18 protein-coding genes and 2 tRNA genes are annotated in these 17,839 nt (G+C 62.1%); 11 read left to right on the top strand and 9 right to left on the bottom strand.

The genetic code is table 11. The annotated features are described in order from the left end of the window. Window positions 1-67 precede the first annotated feature (67 nt). From ICM05_RS08155 to ICM05_RS08140, 4 genes are all read right to left on the bottom strand, one after another. Complete coding sequence (locus tag ICM05_RS08155; protein WP_188024082.1) at window positions 68-2,026, bottom strand: cyanophycinase; 1,959 nt, start codon at window positions 2,024-2,026, stop codon at window positions 68-70. 166 nt (window positions 2,027-2,192) lie between these two features. Continuing rightward, a complete protein-coding gene (locus tag ICM05_RS08150; RefSeq protein ID WP_285895423.1) occupies window positions 2,193-2,963 on the bottom strand; it encodes an amino acid ABC transporter ATP-binding protein in 771 nt (256 codons plus the stop codon). Continuing rightward, window positions 2,960-3,892, bottom strand: a complete 933-nt coding sequence (locus ICM05_RS08145; RefSeq protein WP_188024081.1) for an amino acid ABC transporter permease — start codon at window positions 3,890-3,892, stop codon at window positions 2,960-2,962. The genes ICM05_RS08150 and ICM05_RS08145 overlap by 4 nt, the downstream gene beginning before the upstream one ends. 61 nt (window positions 3,893-3,953) lie before the next feature. Continuing rightward, on the bottom strand, window positions 3,954-4,904 hold the full coding sequence (locus tag ICM05_RS08140) for an ABC transporter substrate-binding protein (protein WP_188024080.1): 951 nt from the start codon (window positions 4,902-4,904) through the stop codon (window positions 3,954-3,956). A gap of 128 nt (window positions 4,905-5,032) precedes the next feature. Between ICM05_RS08140 and ICM05_RS08135 the strand changes: the two genes are divergently transcribed. Next, window positions 5,033-5,563: a hypothetical protein gene (locus ICM05_RS08135; RefSeq protein ID WP_188024079.1), complete on the top strand. Its 531-nt coding sequence runs from the start codon at window positions 5,033-5,035 to the stop codon at window positions 5,561-5,563. A 90-nt stretch (window positions 5,564-5,653) separates the two neighbouring features. Here ICM05_RS08135 and ICM05_RS08130 read toward each other — a convergent pair whose 3' ends face one another. Further along, the gene (locus tag ICM05_RS08130) at window positions 5,654-6,670 is read right to left on the bottom strand and encodes a zinc-binding dehydrogenase (protein WP_188024078.1); all 1,017 of its coding nucleotides are present in this window, start codon (window positions 6,668-6,670) and stop codon (window positions 5,654-5,656) included. 123 nt (window positions 6,671-6,793) lie between these two features. On the opposite strand from ICM05_RS08130, the gene ICM05_RS08125 reads away from it, so the two are divergent. Both ICM05_RS08125 and ICM05_RS08120 read left to right on the top strand, forming a co-directional pair. Further along, window positions 6,794-7,234 carry a CrcB family protein gene (locus ICM05_RS08125; RefSeq protein ID WP_188024077.1) on the top strand — a complete coding sequence of 147 codons (441 nt, stop codon included), beginning with the start codon at window positions 6,794-6,796 and terminating at the stop codon, window positions 7,232-7,234. Next, window positions 7,227-7,601 carry a CrcB family protein gene (locus tag ICM05_RS08120; protein WP_188024076.1) on the top strand — a complete coding sequence of 125 codons (375 nt, stop codon included), beginning with the start codon at window positions 7,227-7,229 and terminating at the stop codon, window positions 7,599-7,601. The genes ICM05_RS08125 and ICM05_RS08120 overlap by 8 nt, the downstream gene beginning before the upstream one ends. Here ICM05_RS08120 and pdxY read toward each other — a convergent pair. Continuing rightward, complete coding sequence (pdxY, locus tag ICM05_RS08115) at window positions 7,598-8,449, bottom strand: pyridoxal kinase PdxY (RefSeq protein ID WP_188024075.1); 852 nt, start codon at window positions 8,447-8,449, stop codon at window positions 7,598-7,600. The two genes, ICM05_RS08120 and pdxY, sit on opposite strands and share 4 nt — an antisense overlap. 61 nt (window positions 8,450-8,510) lie before the next feature. Beyond that, window positions 8,511-9,854 carry an FAD-binding oxidoreductase gene (locus ICM05_RS08110; protein WP_353055856.1) on the bottom strand — a complete coding sequence of 448 codons (1,344 nt, stop codon included), beginning with the start codon at window positions 9,852-9,854 and terminating at the stop codon, window positions 8,511-8,513. A gap of 86 nt (window positions 9,855-9,940) precedes the next feature. On the opposite strand from ICM05_RS08110, the gene gluQRS reads away from it, so the two are divergent. Continuing rightward, on the top strand, window positions 9,941-10,885 hold the full coding sequence (gluQRS, locus tag ICM05_RS08105; RefSeq protein ID WP_188024074.1) for a tRNA glutamyl-Q(34) synthetase GluQRS: 945 nt from the start codon (window positions 9,941-9,943) through the stop codon (window positions 10,883-10,885). Here gluQRS and ICM05_RS08100 read toward each other — a convergent pair. Together ICM05_RS08100 and ICM05_RS08095 are read right to left on the bottom strand one after the other, a co-directional pair. After that, a complete protein-coding gene (locus tag ICM05_RS08100) occupies window positions 10,875-11,216 on the bottom strand; it encodes a GerW family sporulation protein (protein ID WP_188024073.1) in 342 nt (113 codons plus the stop codon). The two genes, gluQRS and ICM05_RS08100, sit on opposite strands and share 11 nt — an antisense overlap. Window positions 11,217-11,276: 60 nt before the next feature. After that, complete coding sequence (locus tag ICM05_RS08095) at window positions 11,277-12,098, bottom strand: SGNH/GDSL hydrolase family protein (RefSeq protein ID WP_188024072.1); 822 nt, start codon at window positions 12,096-12,098, stop codon at window positions 11,277-11,279. A gap of 82 nt (window positions 12,099-12,180) precedes the next feature. Between ICM05_RS08095 and ICM05_RS08090 the strand changes: the two genes are divergently transcribed. The 7 genes from ICM05_RS08090 (at window position 12,181) to ICM05_RS08060 (ending at window position 17,811) form a co-directional block, all read left to right on the top strand. Further along, complete coding sequence (locus tag ICM05_RS08090) at window positions 12,181-13,989, top strand: DEAD/DEAH box helicase (protein WP_353055855.1); 1,809 nt, start codon at window positions 12,181-12,183, stop codon at window positions 13,987-13,989. Window positions 13,990-14,036: 47 nt separating this feature from the next. After that, entirely contained in the window at window positions 14,037-14,531 is a 495-nt protein-coding gene (ybaK, locus tag ICM05_RS08085) for a Cys-tRNA(Pro) deacylase (RefSeq protein ID WP_188024071.1), read from the top strand. Between the two features lie 149 nt (window positions 14,532-14,680). Then, window positions 14,681-14,765: transfer RNA gene (locus ICM05_RS08080), tRNA-Leu, on the top strand. Window positions 14,766-14,893: 128 nt separating this feature from the next. Next, entirely contained in the window at window positions 14,894-15,199 is a 306-nt protein-coding gene (locus tag ICM05_RS08075; RefSeq protein ID WP_188024070.1) for a hypothetical protein, read from the top strand. Between the two features lie 208 nt (window positions 15,200-15,407). Continuing rightward, window positions 15,408-16,151, top strand: a complete 744-nt coding sequence (locus ICM05_RS08070; RefSeq protein WP_353055854.1) for a YidC/Oxa1 family membrane protein insertase — start codon at window positions 15,408-15,410, stop codon at window positions 16,149-16,151. Between the two features lie 143 nt (window positions 16,152-16,294). Next, window positions 16,295-16,379, top strand: a tRNA-Leu gene (locus ICM05_RS08065). Window positions 16,380-16,497: 118 nt separating this feature from the next. After that, on the top strand, window positions 16,498-17,811 hold the full coding sequence (locus ICM05_RS08060; protein WP_188024068.1) for a M20/M25/M40 family metallo-hydrolase: 1,314 nt from the start codon (window positions 16,498-16,500) through the stop codon (window positions 17,809-17,811). The last annotated feature ends 28 nt before the right edge of the window (window positions 17,812-17,839 follow it).

Genomic DNA, 17,839 nt, shown 5'->3' with positions numbered 1-17,839 from the left:
CGTCAAACAAATGCCTTGTGGCCCCGCTCAATTGAATGAGCGGGGCCACAAGTCTTTTCAGGAGGCGTTATCGCTGTGCGCGAGCGCGGCGGCCGAAGAGGGTCGCAGCTGCGCCAGCGACGACGAGTGCGAGACCCGCGAGGCCGAAGGCCATTCCAGCGGTTGCATCAGCGCCGGTGTTTGCGAGTGCACCGTCCTTGGCCGTGGTGTCTGATCCGCCAGTCGCGACGCCGCCGGTGCCTGCATCAGTACCAGGCTTGGTGCCGGGCTTCTCGGGCGTGGTGGGGGTCGCTGCGACGCCAGTGACGGTGAAGACCTCACTGGACGCGGTGGTCGCGTCGATACCGAGGGGAACGCCGTCGAGCGTGCTCGGGGTAGCGGTCACGTTCGGTGCGTATTCCTGAGCGCCAAGCTTCGCGCTGATGGGGGCGGTGACAGTGACCGACTCGCCGGGGAGCAGTACCGGTGCGGCGGCCCGAGCCGAAGCTGCGGAGGTCGTCGCTGCGCCGTTGGCCGCGACGTTGATGAAGCCCGTGCCGCCAGTGTTCGTGACAGTGAACTGGAGATCGGTCGCCTCGCCAGCGATGACCTTATCCAGATTGGACACTGCAGCGACCTCGAACGAGGCCTGGTGTGCGATGGTCATTTCGAGACCGGTGAAGCTGCCAGCGTCGGTCCACTGGGTATTCGCGGTGCGATTGAAGGTGGTGACAAAGCGAGGCTTGCCATCGCCTGCGTCGCAGGTGGTGCCGGACAGGGTGGACTCGGTTGAGGGGAGCAGAGTCTCAATGACGTCCGTGGTGCCGAAGATGCCGTCGTTGCAGTCTGCCGAGCCCCAGATATCTTCCTGTGCCCAATCGGCAGGAATGGTTTCGGTGCCGGGGCCGGTCTTGATTTCGCCAGGCAGGGTGATCTCGCGGGTGGCGAAGTCGATGGTTGAGCCGTCCTTGAAGTAGGAGTAGCGCACGCCGGTGACGTTCTGGCCGTCCGATGCCGCATTGCTCACATCGAGCATGGTCGCGCCGAGATCGCCGATGACGCGTCCCTGACGGGTCGCGCGATCGACGATGAGCGCGGTCTTTTCTTCGACACCGAATGCCAGCTCGTGACCACGGTCAATCGCGAGGCGGATCACACGGGGCTGGCGGTCGCGACGTGCGAAGTGGGAGTCCATGGTGCCCTCATCGAAGAAGCCGAAGCCACCCGAAGGGACATAGGTGAGCGGATCACCGATCACGGGATCATCTCCGGTGAACCAGCCCGGGCGAGGGCCTTCTGACCACGACTGGTAGAGGGAACCGCCAGAAATCATGTCCTTGCCTTGCTGGATCGCAAGGCCGGCGCTCGTGCCGCCGGTGACGCCACCGCTGTCGACCACGGAGCGGATCGCAGTCATCGCGACGGTATCGGTGCAGCTCGTGTAGGCGTGAATCGCTTCAGCTTCAGCGTCGGGGCCTTCGCAATCCATAAATGCGCGAATGTAGTTGGTCTGGTCGCCACCGCCGAAGAAGACGCCGTCAGCCTTGGCGATTTCGTCTGCAACTGCTTGGTCACGCGCATTGTCGGCGCTATACGGGTCGCCTTCGTAATCGAGACCGGTGTTGACATCAACCGGGATCGGGTAGACATCAGCGCCATGACTTTCGAACCACTGCTTGTAGTAAGCCATGCCGTTGATGGTGGCGTTATCTTCTTCTTCGTCTGCCGCTTCGATGGCGTTTGCTGCGGGAGTTGAGGCCGCGGTTGACACTGCGATGAGCGGCCTATTGCCTGGGTCAGCGTGCTCCTGCGCGAGCCGCACAATCTCATCCATGATTGCGGCGCTATGGCCACTCTCATCGCTTGGGCTGATTGCGCCGCCAATCATGACGACGGTGCCCTTCTTGCCGGTGTCAACGACTGCCGGGGCAACCGTGGCGTCATCGTTCGCAAGCGCTGAGGCTGCGCCGAATGCCAGGCTGGTAGCTGTGAGTGAGGCAACCACAGCCGTGACGCCGAGAGTTCGGCGAATCTTTGCGTGATCCACGTATTTCATCCATTCTCTTCATTGAGTTTGGCCGCGCGCGGGCATGCAGCGGCTCAGCCCCGGTTCGAAGCCCAGGGACAGTAGGTGGCGTATCGCCGAGTACGTACGACGTTCACCGGGAGCGGCCCGCGAAATGCGTACATCGCGGGCCGCGTGCGTCGAAGGCCTAGTGCACCGCTGCCAAGAACGCCTTGGTGCGTTCGTGCTGCGGGTTCTCGAGTACCTCTGCGGCGGGACCCTGCTCGACGATCTGGCCGCCGTGCATGAAGACCACGCGATCCGCGACCTCCCGTGCGAATCCCATCTCGTGCGTGACGACGATCATCGTCATGCCCGAGGCAGCAAGGTCACGCATGACCTTGAGTACTTCACCGACGAGCTCGGGGTCGAGTGCGCTGGTGGGCTCATCAAAGAGCATGAGCTTGGGATCCATGCAGAGTGCTCGCGCAATCGCGACGCGCTGCTGCTGGCCGCCGGAGAGCTGGCGCGGGTAGGCGTTGGCCTTGTCCGCAAGGCCAACCTGTTCGAGAAGCGCCAATGCGCGAGGCTTGACGTCAGCCGTGCGCTTGCGAAGTACCGTCTTCGGGGCCAGCATGATGTTCTCCAGAACGGTCATGTGACCAAAGAGATTGAACTGCTGGAAGACCATTCCCGTCTGGGTGCGGTCCTTGCAAATCTCGCTGTAGTTCTTTTCATGCAGCGTCTTGTTCCGGAGCTCGTAGCCAACGACATTATCGTCGACCCAGATGCGACCGCCATCGAGCTTTTCGAGGTGGTTGATGCAACGCAGGAGCGTGCTCTTACCCGACCCCGATGCGCCGATGAGGCAGACGACCTCACCGCGGCCGACCTCGAGGTCGACGCCCTTGAGTACCTGGAGCGAGCCGAAGTGCTTGTGCACGTTTGCTGCGCGCACCATGAGATCTGGGTTGGTCATGACTTGAGACCCTTCGGGTTGCTTTCGGGTGCGTGGACGCGCATGGCGTTACGGATTCGCTGGGTCCAGCTGACCTGGACGGTACGGGTTGCGCCGCGGGAATACCGGTTTTCGAGCCATGCCTGGCCGAGCGTAAATACGGTGGTCATGATGATGTACCAAATGCTCGCGACGATGAGCATTGGGATGACCTGGAAGTTCTTGGTGTAGATCACCTGGGTGGTGTAGAGCAGCTCGGAAACGGCGAGCACACTGACGAGTGAGGTCTGTTTGAGCATGCCGATCGTCTCGTTGCCTGTCGGCGGGATGATGACACGCATGGCCTGTGGGAGCACGACCTTGATCATGGTCTGCAGACGATTGAGGCCAAGTGCGCCAGACGCTTCGGACTGGCCCTGGTCGACCGAGAGGATGCCGGCGCGAACGATCTCGGACATGTAGGCGGCCTCATTGAGGCCGAGGCCGAGAATGGCCGCCATGAGTGGCGTGACGATCTGGTTGGCGTCGAGGTGAATGCCGGGAATGCCAAACGTGATGTCCGGGTAGAGCGCGGCGAGGTTGTACCAGAGGAGCAGCTGCACGAGGACCGGAGTGCCTCGGAAGAAGAATACGTAGAGGCCAGCTGCCCCTCTGATAACCGGATTGACCGAAAGTCGCATGACCGCGAGCACAATGCCGAGCAGGACGCCGACAACCATGCACACAATCGTGAGGAACAGGGTGAGCTTGATGCCTTCCGCGATGGACACATCGCGGAAGTACAGGCCGATGACATCCCAGCGGAACCGGGGGTTCGTGATCGCCGAGTACACCAGCATCCCGATCAGGAACAGGATGATGCCGCCAGAGATCCACCGCCAGGGGTGCTTCTTCTGGGCTATCGGATAGTCCTCCGTGGGAGGAGCATGCGTTGTGGTTGTTTCGTTCATCGGATCCACCAATGTACTCATCGTGATCTTGTACCTCTGTGCTTACGGTCGAGCGGGGAATTTACGAAACGGGAACTTCGTCAGGGGTGACGTAGTTGCTTTCGTTGATGCCCCACTTTGCGAATGCCTCGGTGTATGCGTCAGTGGTGACGAGCTCCTGCATTGCTGCGGTGATTGCGGGGGTGAGATCCGAGCCCTTGGGGAGAACGAGGCCGGTGGGCTTCGATGCGTAGTCGCCACCCTCTGCGAGGTCGAATGCGCCGGTGATCTTTGCCTGGTAGCCGAGCCCGGTCGCGCCCGAAACAACGCCAGCAACACGACCGGACGACAGCGCGGTGATCGCCTTGTCAGTGCCGGGGAAGAGCTTGATGTCGATTGCTTCCTTGCCTGCGTCGGTGCAGGTGGTGCTGAATTCGGGGAGCATCTCCATGCCCTGGGTGGTGCCCTTTTCTGCGCCGATGGTCTTGCCGCACAGTGTGAGCGGATCCATCGAGAGCTTGTCGGGGTTGCCGGTCGGCACGGCTACGCCGCTGCCAGACTGGTGGTAGATCACGAAGTCAGCGTTTGCCTTGCGCTCATCGGTGACGGAGAACGCGGACATTGCCATGTCGTACTTGCCCGAGCTCAAGCCGGGGATGATTGCGTCAAAGCCTGCAGGGACAAACTCAACCTTGAGGTCGAGCAGCTGTCCGAGCGAGGTTGCGAGATCTGCGTCCAGGCCGACAACGGTCTTGTTGTCGTCTGCGTAGACCTCGAAGGGTGCGTACGTGGGGTCGGTCGCAACGCGCAGCACGCCTGCCTCGGCAATGTTCGCCGGGAGGAGCTTCACCAGCTCGGGGTTTGCAGAGAGCGCGGTGATCTGCTCGGTGGGAAGTCCAGAACCGGTCGACTGCTCAGCGGTTTCACCTTCAGTGCTGGTCGACTGCTCGGCCGCGTTGGTGCAACCGGTCAGCGAGAGGGCGAAAGCGATACCTGCTGCTGCGATGAGCGGGGTAAACGACTTCAGTTTCATTGAGAGCTCCTTTGCTCCGTAAATGGTGTGAAATGATCATTTCATGAGGGTGCCCTAAATGCAATATGAGAAATAGATATTTCTTATTCGTTGAAAACTCAGCGTTCCCGGGTACAATTTTCCGCATTATGCCTACGACATCCGGAACCGCATCCCGCCTTTCACGCGGCAAAGCGGTTGCCGCCGTGGCGTTTTCGGGGCTGCTGCTCGGCTCGGCCGCGCTTGCGCCAGTAACGCAGGCGGATGCCTCGGCTCCCTCAGAGTTTGACCTCACCGCGGGGAGTCAGGTGCAGGCATTCGTCGTCGCCGAGGGGCCCGAGAAAATGCTCGATCTGCGCATTCCCTCGGTGAAAGACGTCGAATCGGCAGCGCAGCCGAATGGGGCGCTGTATACACTCGAGCAGTTCTTGTTCAGTGGCGTCGTGAACTGGGGCGGCTATCGCTTCACCTATTACAGCCAGCAGGTATTGCCGGGTGAAGGTCTTGAAGTGCCGGGTCGACACGTGAATGCCGGTGGGTATGTCGCAGACGCCGACGGGTATATCGTTCTTGCCGGTGACGCGGCGAAGGGAACGGTGGTTGATACGCCGTTCGGCTTCAAGGGCAAGATCTACGATCGCGGTACCTTCGGCAACCACCTCGACGTCTACATTCGGTAGGCGCCTCCCGGCCGCAAGGCGCGCAATAAAGGACAGTGGGGCGAGGAGCGCATTCCGCCCCTCGCCCCATTGTTGTACGTGCGATTCCCGCTAGTCGAAGGTTACGACGACCTTCTCGGCTGCGCCAGGAATCTGTGCAAGTTCGAGTGCCTCAATCGCACGCTCATAGGGCAAGATGTCGCTCACAATGAGTGCGTACTTTTCAGGGCTCGCGATGATTGCATCGGTCACCTCGAAGATTTCTGTGGGATATCCCATGGACATGCGAATGTCGACCTCGGTCATGAGGATGTCACCGAAGTCGATCGGCACAGGTGACTTGTGGACCGCAGGGATCGTCAGCACCGCACGGTGCTTTGCCGATTGGAGCGCTGTCTGGATGACCGACGGTGCGCCGGCCGCATCGATGTAGATGTCCGAGCCCGCGCGTGTGCCGCGGCCGAGCGCATCTGGTTGCCCGCCATGCAACTCGATGAGACGTGCCGCGACATCCTCCTCTGCTGAATTGATGACCGCGTCTGCGCCAATCTGCAGCGCCTTCTCAAGCCGTTTACCCACGATGTCGACGAGAATCACGTGTGCAACGCCCTTCGACTTTAGGCTCAGTAATGCGCCAAGCCCGATAGGTCCAGCGCCAAACACGACGACCTTGTCGCCCGCCTGTGCGCTAGAACGGTTCACCGCATGATGTGCAACCGCCATTGGTTCATTGAGGGCAGCAACGTGCCACGGAATATCACTGGGAATGACGCGCAACTGCTTGCCTGGCTCAAAGTCTTTCACCACGACGAGTGGCGAAAGTGCGCCCTGCGCACCGCCACTACCCAGGAGGCCGTCGCTGAATCGCATCGTGTCGATGACCACGTGATCACCCACGGCAATTTCCGTCACCTTCGTGCCAATCGCAACGACCTCTGCTGCTGGCTCATGGCCAAGCGGGGTGGCGCCCATTCGGGGTGGAATACCTCCGTTGTGTGAATAGAATGCGTCAGAGCCGCAAATGCCGCACGCACGAATGCGCAGCAGCACGTCGTTCGGCCCCGCCGTTGGCTCGGGGACTTCGACCCACGCATTGATTCCGGGGCCAGTTACCTGCACAGATTTCACGCAATACTCCTCGACATTGAGTTGAAAGGGTTTCACTATGTATCGTGCTGCAATCTGCTGGGTGCGCTCGCAAGGGCAGCCGCTAATATACGGTCAGCAGAAACGCCCCCATAGAATTGGGCTATGAAACAGGCCCTGCCGCTGCGAGAGATCGCTCTTGTTGCGCTCGGTGGCGCGCTTGGCGCTGTGGCTCGCTATGCGCTCTCGCTCGCGCTTCCAGTGGGTGACGGGATCCCCGTCGCGACGCTCACGGCAAACCTCGCGGGTGCGTTCTTCCTCGGCCTCATCACCTTCTGGCTGGCGGCGCGCGGTACAGACGCCGGCGGGCGCCGGAACGCGCGCCTCTTCCTTGGCACTGGTGTGCTGGGTGGATTCACCACCTACAGCCTGCTCGCCGTCGAGCTTGGGGAGTTCATCCTCGCGCAGCAATGGTCGCTCGTTGCGTTGTACGCCGCAACGACAATCATCGGTGGTGCGGGCGCGAGCCTATTGGGCATGATCTCCGGCAATGCGCTTGGCGCCCGCGATGCACAGTCGAGCACGCAGGGGGCGGATCATGCCTAGTGCGCTCCTCGCCTTCGGTTGTGTTGCCCTCGGCGGCGGCATCGGTGCTGTGCTTCGCCACGTCGTTGACACGCTCGTGCAGGGGCGGATCCGCGCCCGATATCCAGTGGGCATCACGATCGTGAACCTCACTGGCTCGTTCGTGCTCGGGCTCCTCGTGGGGTTCGCAACGCCGGTGCCGCTGATGCTCCTGCTTGGGACGGGCATGCTCGGTGGGTACACGACATTCAGTACCGCGAGTCTCGACACGGTAAAACTCGTTCGCGAGCGCCGCTATGGTGCGGCACTCGCGAACGGTGTTGGCATGTTGGTTGCGGCCGTCTGCTGTGCGATCCTGGGGATCGCGCTCGGCTACGCCGGTACTTAGCGGATCTGCTCCTCCGCAAACTGCATGCTCGGGTTCGCATATGCGTCCTGTGACTCGACGAGCTGCAGTTCGCGCTCGCCCGAGTTGAGCGTGTTCTCCAGCAGGGTGTACACGCTCGACGCGGTGCGCGCGAGCGCATCTGCAGCGTCGCCGGTGCGTGCAAAGTGTGCGGTGAAGAGCGCTGCGGTGACGTCGCCAGAGCCGTTTGCCTTGAACGGCAGACGGGGGGTCGTGATCATCCACGCGCCCGCATCGGTTGCCGCGATCATCGAGATCGAATCGGCTGCCTGCTCGGGGTAGGTGACGCTCGTGACGAGTACGTACTTCGGGCCAATGGCCATGGCTGCATCGATCGATGCAAGGGTCGACTCAAGCGTGTCGGGCGACGTGCCGGTGATGAAGCCGAGCTCGAACTGGTTCGGCGTGATGAGGTCGGCGTGGGGGACGACGCGGTCACGAATGAGCGCCTGCACCTCTGGTGCAACGTGGCAGCCCGAAACGGCGTTGCCGAGGACTGGGTCGCACGCGTAGATCGCCTCGGGGCTGTGCTTCTTTACGCGCGCAACGGCGTCGAGAATTGCGTCGCCGATATCGTCGCCGCCCTGGTAGCCCGAAAGGACCGCAGAGACTCCGGCGAGGCCGCCACGATCTTCGACTCCCGCGACGATGTCGCGCACGTTGTCGCCGGTAAGCATCGGGCCACCCCATGAGCCGTACCCGGTGTGATTCGAGAAGCACACGGTCGAAACGGGCATGACCTCAACGCCGATGCGCTGCAGGGGGAAGACCGCTGCCGAATTGCCAACGTGACCGTACGAGACGGCGGACTGAATTGAGAGCATTCGCATGGCTCGATTTTCCCACCGGGCCTCAGTATGGACCACTGCGCGTGCATTCCGGTGAACCAATTTAGATGCCGCGGCCGGGCGTCAGAATATTGCGCGGATCGAGCGCCCCCTTGATGGCGAACTGCACGTCTCGCGCGACCTCGTCGAGCTGCCACGACACCTCGTGCTGCTTCACCGACCCGATGCCGTGCTCGCCCGTGATGGTGCCGTGCAACGACAGGGCGAGGCGCGTGATGTCGTCAATGAGCGCATCTGCGGCGGCGATGCCAGCTGGGGTGTCGGGGGACTCCACCGTACAGTGCAGATTGCCGTCACCAGCGTGCGCGACGCTCGACACCCGAATTCCATGTGCTGCGGCGAGCGCTTCGACACCGCGGAACATCTCTGCGAGGGAGGAGACAGGGACGCCGACGTCGCAGGAGATTTTCAGGCCGCGTGCGTTGAGTGCTGGGTTGGAGAGGCGTCGCGCCTCGATGAGGGCGTCCGTTGCGGCGATTCCTGCATCGACGGCGCCTGAGGCCTTGGCGATTGTGCAAATGAGTTCTGCGGCCGCGAAGGCGTCGGAGCCTGCGGTTTGGCCGACGAGGAGCGCGCCTTTGGGGACGCGGATCCCGGTGGGGTTGAAAGACTCAATGATCTCGACGCTGAACGCATCCATGAGTTCAAGCACCTCTGGACCGGCGGTACTGTTCACAATCGCTACGACGGCATCGCCAGCCTCGCCGACGGAGTCGAAGTCTGCCCAGAACGTGACAGGTACACCCTCTGGCAATGGCTTCAGGCGCACGGTTGCTTGGGTGACGATGCCGAGGGTGCCCTCGGAGCCGACGAATAGGCTTGTGAGATCGTAGCCGACGACGTTCTTCCGAGTACGTGCGCCGGTCTGCATGATGCGGCCGTCTGCGAGCACCACGGTGAGGCCTGCAATCCAGTCGCTCGTCACGCCGTGGGCGACGCAGCGTAGACCGCCCGCGTTGGTCGCAATGTTGCCGCCGATGGTGCTGATTCGTGAGCTCGCGGGATCGGGCGGGAAGAACAGTCCGTGCTCGGTGCACGCGGTGGTGAGATCCGCGTTGATGACTCCGGCTTCCACGACCGCAATACGGTTCGCCGGATCAATCTCGATGATCTGTGTCATGCGCTCGAGAGAGACGATGAGTCCGCCGTCATACGCCACCGCGCCACCAGTAAGACCGGTGCCAGCGCCACGCACGCTGACGGGAACCGCGTGTGCGTGTGCCCACGCGAGCGCCGTCGAGACGTCTGCGGTGGACTCCGCGAACACGACACCGAGGGGAGTGCCGGTGAATACGGCACGTGAGGAATCCAGTGCGTGCGTGGAGACCGCGTCGCCCTCGGTCACGAATCGATTGCCGAGCGCAGTGTGCAGTGCGTGTAGATCCACTATTTCCCCCTCATTGGTTGCTTGCAGCCTATCGACGCGGGGCGCGTGACACCGGGCGCGACGCGGTGCCGTGAGAAACTGGGATCATGACGATGAGCGATGCCCTCCGCGGCGCCGGCAGATACGCCCCGAGTCCCTCTGGCGATTTGCACCTCGGAAATCTCCGCACGGCGCTCCTCGCGTGGCTCTTCGCCCGCTCGACGGGGCGTGCGTTCGTCATGCGCATCGAAGATCTTGACCGGGCTCGTGATGCTGGAACGGGGGAGCAGCAGCTCGCCGACCTCGCGAGTCTGGGCATCGACTGGGACGGCCCTGCCGTGTTGCAGACCGATAGGGGTGCGGATCACGCCGCTGCCATTGCGAAGTTGCAAGGCCTTGGCCTGGTGTATGAATGCACCTGCACGCGCAAGGACATTCTTGCGGCGCCAAGCGCGCCACACGCCCCGCCCGGTGCGTACCCAGGCACGTGCCGAGACCGCACCGATGCCGAGCGCGAAGCGGCCCGTGCGGCCATCGCCCCGCGCCTCCCAGCCCTTCGGCTGCGGGCCCCGGAAGGACTGATCGCGCTCGGATTCACTGACCTCATACTTGGCGAGGTCACGGGCGACATTGACGATTGTGTACTCGTCCGCGGAGACGGCACTGTCGCCTACAACCTCGCTGTTGTCGTTGATGACGCCGCAATGAGGGTCGATCAGGTGGTGCGCGGATCGGACCTCGCGCCCTCAACACCCCGCCAGATTCTGTTGCAGCAGCTGCTGGGCCTCCCGACGCCGCCGGCGATGGAGTATGCGCATGTGCCGCTCGTGCTGGGGCCGACCGGTCAGCGCCTCGCAAAGCGTGATGGCGCGGTGACGCTGCCGCAACTGCGCGAACAGGGGATCACCGACGCGCAGGTGCTTCGCACGCTTGCGGTCTCCCTTGGCCTGGCACACGAAAAGGAGCAGGTCACCACTGACCTGCTCCTTGCACGCTTTGACCCGCAGGCGCTGCCGCGGGATGCCTGGACGTGGCCCGGCCTTATTTTTTAAGCGCCCGAATCACGCGAGCGAGTGCCCGACCGGCTACCCAGACAAACGGTACGCCGACCGCGAGGAGCGCAATAATGTTGGGCTCGAAACGGGTGTAGCCATCGCGCGTCACGTAGGCGCCAACGGGAATCGAAGATCCGCCGCCGCCACCGCCCGAACCTTCGCCCTTGGCGTCAGTGTCGCCAGCATCGCCCTCAGCTGCGCCGAAGCCGTAAGAGACACACGCGACCGGGATGATCGTCGTGCCGTCAACATCAATGGGATCGCCGTAGGCTGCACTCACGCCGTTCTTCGTGACGGCGTCTGCGAGCTGCTTCGTGAGGTTCGTCATGTCTTCAACCTACCGCGCACCCGCGAGAAATGCACCGAAAATTCTCGGCGTGCCTGTGTCTTACGCCTGGGGCACCTGCGGTGGCAGTGGGGTGCCAGGTTCAGGCCGCTTCGCGACGATGTTGTCACCTGAGGAGACGTGCTTCAGCCGACGGATGACCCAGGGAACCAAGTGCTCCTTCGCCCACACCACGTCGTCCTTGCGGGCAGCACGCCAGCTGCGCTCGGGAAGCGCCGGAGGAGTGAGCGGTTCAAGGTCATTCGGGACGTTGAGCGCGTCAAGCGTGGCGCGTGCAATTGTGTGATGGCCGAGCGCATTCATGTGCAGGCGGTCACCTGCCCAGTAGCGGCTGTCCTGGAGCTCTTCGATGGCCCACTGATCGACGACAATCGCGTCCTGCCGCTGGGCGACCTTGCGCACATTCTCGTTGAAGATCGCGACCTTGCCGCGGATCGAGCGGAACACCGGCTGGAACGACACGTCAACACCCGTGAACACGATGACCGTTGCGCCGCCGGACTTCAGCTTCGCAATGAGTCGCTCGAGCTTCTCAGCAACCTCGTCAGGATCGGTGCCGGGGCGGATGACGTCATTGCCGCCAGCGCAGACGCTGATGAGATCGGGCCGCAGCTCGAGCGCGTGCTCGACCTGCTCGTCCATGATCTGCTGAATGAGCTTGCCGCGGACCGCGAGGTTCGCATACGCGAGCTCGGGATTCTTCTCGTGGAGTACCTCGGCGAAGCGATCCGCCCACCCACGCAACCCGCCCGGGCTATCGGGGCTCGGATCACCGACTCCCTCGGTGAAAGAATCGCCGACTGCAACGTACCGAGTCCACGGCAGTGCGGTGTTATCGCGGTGCTGTACAGCGAGGTGTTCCATATCTGACGTCTCCTTCAAAACTCCAGGCCTGCTGAGAAACGCGGCAGTCAGTGTCGGGGGTTCACCGGTAGTCTATTGGGCTGTGACCGATCAGCAGGAAGCAATTCACCTTCCGGGAACAAGTGCCGCAGAGCACCTGCCCCCGGCGTACCCAGAGCGTGCAGCTCACGGTACAGCGGGAACGCTTCGTGCCTGGCAGGAGGAAGCGATCAACCGCTACCTCGAAACAGGTCCCCAAGACTTCCTCGCCTCGGCAACGCCTGGCGCAGGTAAAACGACATTCGCGCTTCGCTTGGCTGCGATTCTTCGAGCGAACCGCACAGTCACCCAGATTATCGTGGTTGCCCCCACGGAACACCTGAAAACGCAGTGGGCGGACGCGGCCGCGCGCGCCGGTATTCGTCTGAACCCGGACTATTCGAACAACGACGGCCTCGGCTACGGGCGGCACTATCACGGTGTCGCGGTCACCTATGCGCAGGTGGCGATGAAGCCGATCCAGCACAAGCTCCTCACGGAGAACGCCGACACGCTCGTGATCCTTGATGAGGTCCATCACGGTGGCGACGCATTGAGCTGGGGTGACGCGATCCGCGAGGCATACGGCACCGCCCGCCGTAGGCTCTCGCTCACCGGTACGCCGTTCCGTTCTGATGAGGCACGAATTCCGTTCGTGCAGTACGCGCCGCAGCCAGACGGCACGACGATCTCACTCACCGACTATGACTATGGGTATGGTCGCGCGCTCGCTGACGGCATCGTCCGTCCCGTCGTGTTCATGGTGTACGCCGGCAAGATGCGCTGGCAGACCTCGGCAGGCGAAGAGATGGAAGCGCGCCTGGGCGAGGGTAACGCGAAGGACGTCACGAATCAGGCGTGGCGTACCGCGCTTGATCCTGCTGGCGACTGGATGGCCAAGGTCTTGAACGCGGCGGATCGGCGCCTCACCGAAGTCAGGCAACAGGTCCCTGACGCTGGTGGACTCGTGATCGCGACGGACCATGCCTCTGCGAAGGCATACGCGGCGATGCTGCGCGAGATTTCGAAGCAGCCGGTCGCCCTGATTCTGTCTGACGACCCCGAGGCGAGCTCCCGCATCGATGAGTACTCCAAGGGAGACTCGCGGTGGATGGTCGCCGTTCGCATGGTGTCTGAGGGTGTCGACGTTCCGCGTCTCGCCGTCGGCGTGTATGCGACGAGCTCGTCGACCCCACTCTTCTTCGCGCAGGCAATTGGGCGCTTTGTGCGATCGCGCCGTCGCGGTGAGATCGCGTCGGTCTTCATCCCAAACGTGCCCCCGCTCATGCGTCTTGCGGCAGAACTGGAGAAGGAACGTAACCACGTTCTCGAAGGCCCGAAGAGTGCGGAAGAGATGTGGGACGCTGAAGCCGCACTCATGACCGAGGCAGAGCGCGAGGACAAGGCCTCTTCCGAGCTCGTCGATGACGGCTTCAAGTACGAGGCGCTTGCCTCTGATGCGCACTTCGATCGTGCAGTGTTTGATGGCAAAGAGTTTGGCGGCTATGCCGAGGTCGAGACCGAGGAGGAGCTCGAGTTCCTTGGCTTCCCTGGACTGCTCGAGCCGCAGGAAGTTCAGGCGCTGCTCCAGCAGCGGCAGTCTCGCCAGGCGAAGCGCAGTGCCGCCCGTCAGGGGCTGCACGAGCACGCGCCAGAAAAGGCTGAGGCGCCCGAAGCGCTGCACCGTACGCTGGGGGAGCAGCGCAAGCTTCTCAGCAGTCTGGTAGGCATGTATGCCCGCGTGACGGGTGAGCCGCACAAAGACATTCACAATGAGCTTCGTCGTATTTGTGGTGGCCCGACGGTGGGGCAGGCGTCGGTGACGCAGATTCAGAAGCGCATCGAGCTGTTGCGGCGACGATTGCGCCCATAGCGGGCTGAACCGCCTGACGCTTGCTGGACGAGCGCTACGGTAGTGCCATGGCAAAGAAGACTGGCGGATCCACCCCTGCGACCATCGCGCTCACTCGCGCAGGCGTGACGTTCGTCGCGCGCGAGTACGTGCACGACCCTGCAGTGACTGACTTTGGCGCCGAAGCGGCCGCAGCGCTCGGCATCGCGGAAGCTCGTGTGTTCAAGACGCTTCTTGTCGAGGTGGACGGCCGCGATCTCGTCGTTGGAATCGTGCCTGTCTCTGGGATGCTCGACCTCAAGGCGATCGCGGCTGCGGTTGGCGGCAAGAAGGCGGTCATGGCCGACCCGAAGGTCGCAGAGCGCAAGACAGGATACGTGGTCGGAGGTATTAGCCCGCTCGGGCAGCGAACCAAGCTCCCGACGGTGCTCGACGAGTCAGCGCGCACACACGCAACCGTGCTGGTGTCTGGCGGCAAGCGCGGACTTGACGTTGAGCTCGCCGCCACCGATCTCGCTGCGGTCACCGGGGCAATCTTTGCGGGAATTGGACGATCTGCGTGATGAGCGCGGATCGGCGCCTTCCAGCCTTTCCTGCTCAAGATCCGCATGTTTCCGAGGCGACGCGCGCGAGATTGCAAGCGAATTGGTGGCACGGGTGAGAATCCGTGTAAGTTATTACTTGTTCAGCCGATGAAGGTTTGGAACGGTTCGCGCGGGTGGCGGAATGGCAGACGCGCTAGCTTGAGGTGCTAGTGTCCGTATTAGGACGTGGGGGTTCAAGTCCCCCTCCGCGCACGAACAGAGCAAAAGCGGTGAGATCGTAAGATCTCACCGCTTTTGTGTTTTCTGGAACCGCACCGGTTTCAGCACTCAGCTCTATTGGTTACGCTTGCGATACCGATCGAGGTTGGGTGAGTAATGTGATGACAGCTTCACTGTGGATTGCAGTGCAGTTCGTCATGCTTGCCCTCGTTCTCGGCTTTGGAGCTGCTGCGCCAGAGTCGCCGAGCCAAGCGGTTTTGGTGGTCCTCCTGAGTGCGCTGGCAATCGCCGGCGTCTCGAAGCATGCTGGTATCGCGATTGTGCGTGTGTGTGGCTGGCTGCGGCATGATCCGCCCACAGTGCCTCGTGTCTTTGGCGCTGTGACGCGCCTATTCTCTGGCGCACCCGGGGCATCGGGCACCGTTGTGGTTCGAGCTCCTGCTGCGACGACGCGCGCTTTCGCCTGAGCCTGCTGTTGCCGAGCCCACTGGGGGCCGCTAGGGGAGTGCTGTCACCGCCCAGAGCGGTGCATGGCATGCCCGCTTGCGTTCGTTGTGCCCGCGCTCAGGCGAGGCGTTTTGGAAACCAAAACACTTCGCTTGAAAGACGAGAACACTGTTGAACCTGTATGACTTTTTGCCGATCCGCCTATTGATTGAAGGCGCATATTGGATCGTGACCCATCTGAGTGACCTGTTGGAACCATTCGCTGGCGCAGAAAGTGCCGCAATCGCCATCGTGATGTTGACGCTTGCGGTGCGTGCGGCACTGATTCCGGTCGGGCGTTCGCAGGTGAAGGCGACGGTCATGCGGCAGCGCCTGGCGCCGGAGCTTGCGGAACTGCAGCGGCGCTACAAGAAGAACCCCGAGCTCTTGCAGCGGAAGACTATGGAGCTCTACCAGCGCGAGAAGGCCTCACCCATGGCCGGCTGCTTGCCGATGTTGCTGCAGATGCCGGTTCTGATGGCCGTCTATGGACTGTTCATGCGATCTGAGATTCACGGCGAACCGAACCAGCTCCTGAGCCACACCTTCCTGGGGGTGCCGCTCGACTCCCGACTCTCTGTCATGTTGGGTGGGCCGGCAATCGACATGGGTTCAGTTGCGGTATTCCTGTCGATCATGCTGCTTATTGGAGTGGTGACGTGGCTATCGCGTCGATACATTCAGCAGCCGGCTGCACAGCGAGCGGCGCAGGCGCAGCCCGCTCGGACTGCGCAGGTTGAGGGAATTCCGCAGATGCCTGATCTTTCGGGGCTTACCAAGATGGTCGGCTTTATACCGTTCTTGACGGTGCTGTTCGCGGCGTTCGTGCCGTTGGCCGCTGCGCTCTACCTGTTGACCACAACCACGTGGACATTCTGTGAGCGACTGATTCTGAGTAAGACGATCGGCGCGGAGGTGTCTGCCGAACGGTAGGGAGAGCTAGATCCCTGTGGCTGCCTCACTTTTGCGCGCTCGCTTGGCGCGGCGAAACGCCGAAAAGCACATTCGATTAGGTGCATGATTCCGATCCCGTGTAAGTTATTACTTGTTCAGCCGACGAAGGTTTGGAACGGTTCGCGCGGGTGGCGGAATGGCAGACGCGCTAGCTTGAGGTGCTAGTGTCCGTATTAGGACGTGGGGGTTCAAGTCCCCCTCCGCGCACGAACAGAGCAAAAGCGGTGAGATCGTAAGATCTCACCGCTTTTGTGTTTTCCGCGGTCGGTGTCACACGGCTTCACGTTTCCTTGAAATGTCGGTGGTTACGACTACGGTGGAAGTCATGAGCAACGACCAGCCCGAACTGCACCTCTCCGAGACCGCGCGCATTGCCCGCGACCTCATTCGTTTCGACACCACCAACCGTGGCGGCGGCGATGCAGAGCCAGAGCGCCCCGCGGCCGACTATGTTGTCTCCTATTTGCGTGAGCTCGGGCTTGAGCCACAGGTCTTCGAGTCTGCTCCTGGCCGCGCGAGTGTCGTCGCTCGGGTGGCAGGTGCCGATCCTTCACTGCCGGCAATGGTGCTGCACGGCCATCTTGACGTTGTGCCCGCCGATCCCGAGAACTGGAGCGTTGACCCGTTCGAGGGCGTAATTAAGGACGGCATGCTGTGGGGTCGCGGCGCGGTCGACATGAAAGACATGGACGCGATGATGCTCACCGCGATTGCAGAGATTCTGCGCGCGGGAGAACAGCCGTGCCGTGAGATCATTCTTGCGTTTTTCGCCGATGAGGAGAATGGTGGCCTGTACGGTTCTCACTATCTCGTGGAGAACCATCCCGAACTGTTTGCTGGAGCTACCACCGCAGTCAGTGAGGTTGGCGGCTATTCGGTTGACGTCGAGGGTACGCGTGCCTACCTGATTCAGACGGGTGAAAAGTCACTCGATTGGATCCGACTGCGTGCACGTGGCACTGCTGCACATGGTTCGCGGTACTGGAAAGACAACGCGCTCACCACTCTCGCTGAGGCGATTGCCGCGCTTGGCCGTCACGAGTGGCCAATCGCACTGTGCGACACCACGCGTGACCTCATTACTGAGCTGTCCCGTATCGTGGGCGCAGATCCCGCAGAGGTTAATCCTGACGAGCTCGTTCTGCGACTTGGTAAGGGTGGCGGCTTCATCCAGGCGAGCCTTCGCAACACGGCAAACCCGACGGTGCTTGAAGCTGGCTACAAGCACAACGTGATTCCTGACACGGCTGATGCGCTCGTTGACGTTCGCTCGATTCCGGGCGAGCAAGAAGCCGTGATGCGTAAGATCCAGGAGATCGTTGGCGAACACATTGAGGTTGAGGCGCTGCATTCTGACATTGGCCTCGAGGTTCCATTCTCGGGTGAACTCGTTGAGGCGATGACCGCGAGCCTCTCCCGTCACGATCCTGAGGCAACCGTGCTCCCGTACCTGTTGGCCGCTGGCACTGACAACAAGGCGCTTTCGCGTCTTGGCATTACTGGGTATGGTTTCGTGCCGCTGCGTCTCCCTGCTGACCTTGATTTCCCCGGCATGTTCCACGGTGTCGACGAGCGCGTGCCGCTCGATGCGCTCGACTTCGGTCACCGCGTATTGGTCGACTTGCTGCGTACGTACTAAGAATTGCGGGCAACCCTCAGCTATTCTT

This window comes from Leucobacter sp. cx-42, from assembly GCF_014529985.1.
Lineage (GTDB): Bacteria > Actinomycetota > Actinomycetes > Actinomycetales > Microbacteriaceae > Leucobacter.
The sequence above is the reverse complement of the archived record's forward strand: the minus strand, read 5'-3'. Positions and strand labels throughout refer to the sequence as shown.

Coding starts and splice junctions, on each gene's coding strand:
- ICM05_RS08125 (WP_188024077.1), top strand. CDS start 6,794: ATGAAACAGGCCCTGCCGCTGCGAGAGATCGCTCTTGTTGCGCTCGGT.
- ybaK (WP_188024071.1), top strand. CDS start 14,037: ATGGCAAAGAAGACTGGCGGATCCACCCCTGCGACCATCGCGCTCACT.
- ICM05_RS08145 (WP_188024081.1), bottom strand. CDS start 3,892: ATGAACGAAACAACCACAACGCATGCTCCTCCCACGGAGGACTATCCG.
- ICM05_RS08075 (WP_188024070.1), top strand. CDS start 14,894: ATGACAGCTTCACTGTGGATTGCAGTGCAGTTCGTCATGCTTGCCCTC.
- ICM05_RS08095 (WP_188024072.1), bottom strand. CDS start 12,098: ATGGAACACCTCGCTGTACAGCACCGCGATAACACCGCACTGCCGTGG.
- ICM05_RS08120 (WP_188024076.1), top strand. CDS start 7,227: ATGCCTAGTGCGCTCCTCGCCTTCGGTTGTGTTGCCCTCGGCGGCGGC.
- gluQRS (WP_188024074.1), top strand. CDS start 9,941: ATGACGATGAGCGATGCCCTCCGCGGCGCCGGCAGATACGCCCCGAGT.
- ICM05_RS08135 (WP_188024079.1), top strand. CDS start 5,033: ATGCCTACGACATCCGGAACCGCATCCCGCCTTTCACGCGGCAAAGCG.
- ICM05_RS08060 (WP_188024068.1), top strand. CDS start 16,498: ATGAGCAACGACCAGCCCGAACTGCACCTCTCCGAGACCGCGCGCATT.
- pdxY (WP_188024075.1), bottom strand. CDS start 8,449: ATGCGAATGCTCTCAATTCAGTCCGCCGTCTCGTACGGTCACGTTGGC.
- ICM05_RS08100 (WP_188024073.1), bottom strand. CDS start 11,216: ATGACGAACCTCACGAAGCAGCTCGCAGACGCCGTCACGAAGAACGGC.
- ICM05_RS08150 (WP_285895423.1), bottom strand. CDS start 2,963: ATGACCAACCCAGATCTCATGGTGCGCGCAGCAAACGTGCACAAGCAC.
- ICM05_RS08140 (WP_188024080.1), bottom strand. CDS start 4,904: ATGAAACTGAAGTCGTTTACCCCGCTCATCGCAGCAGCAGGTATCGCT.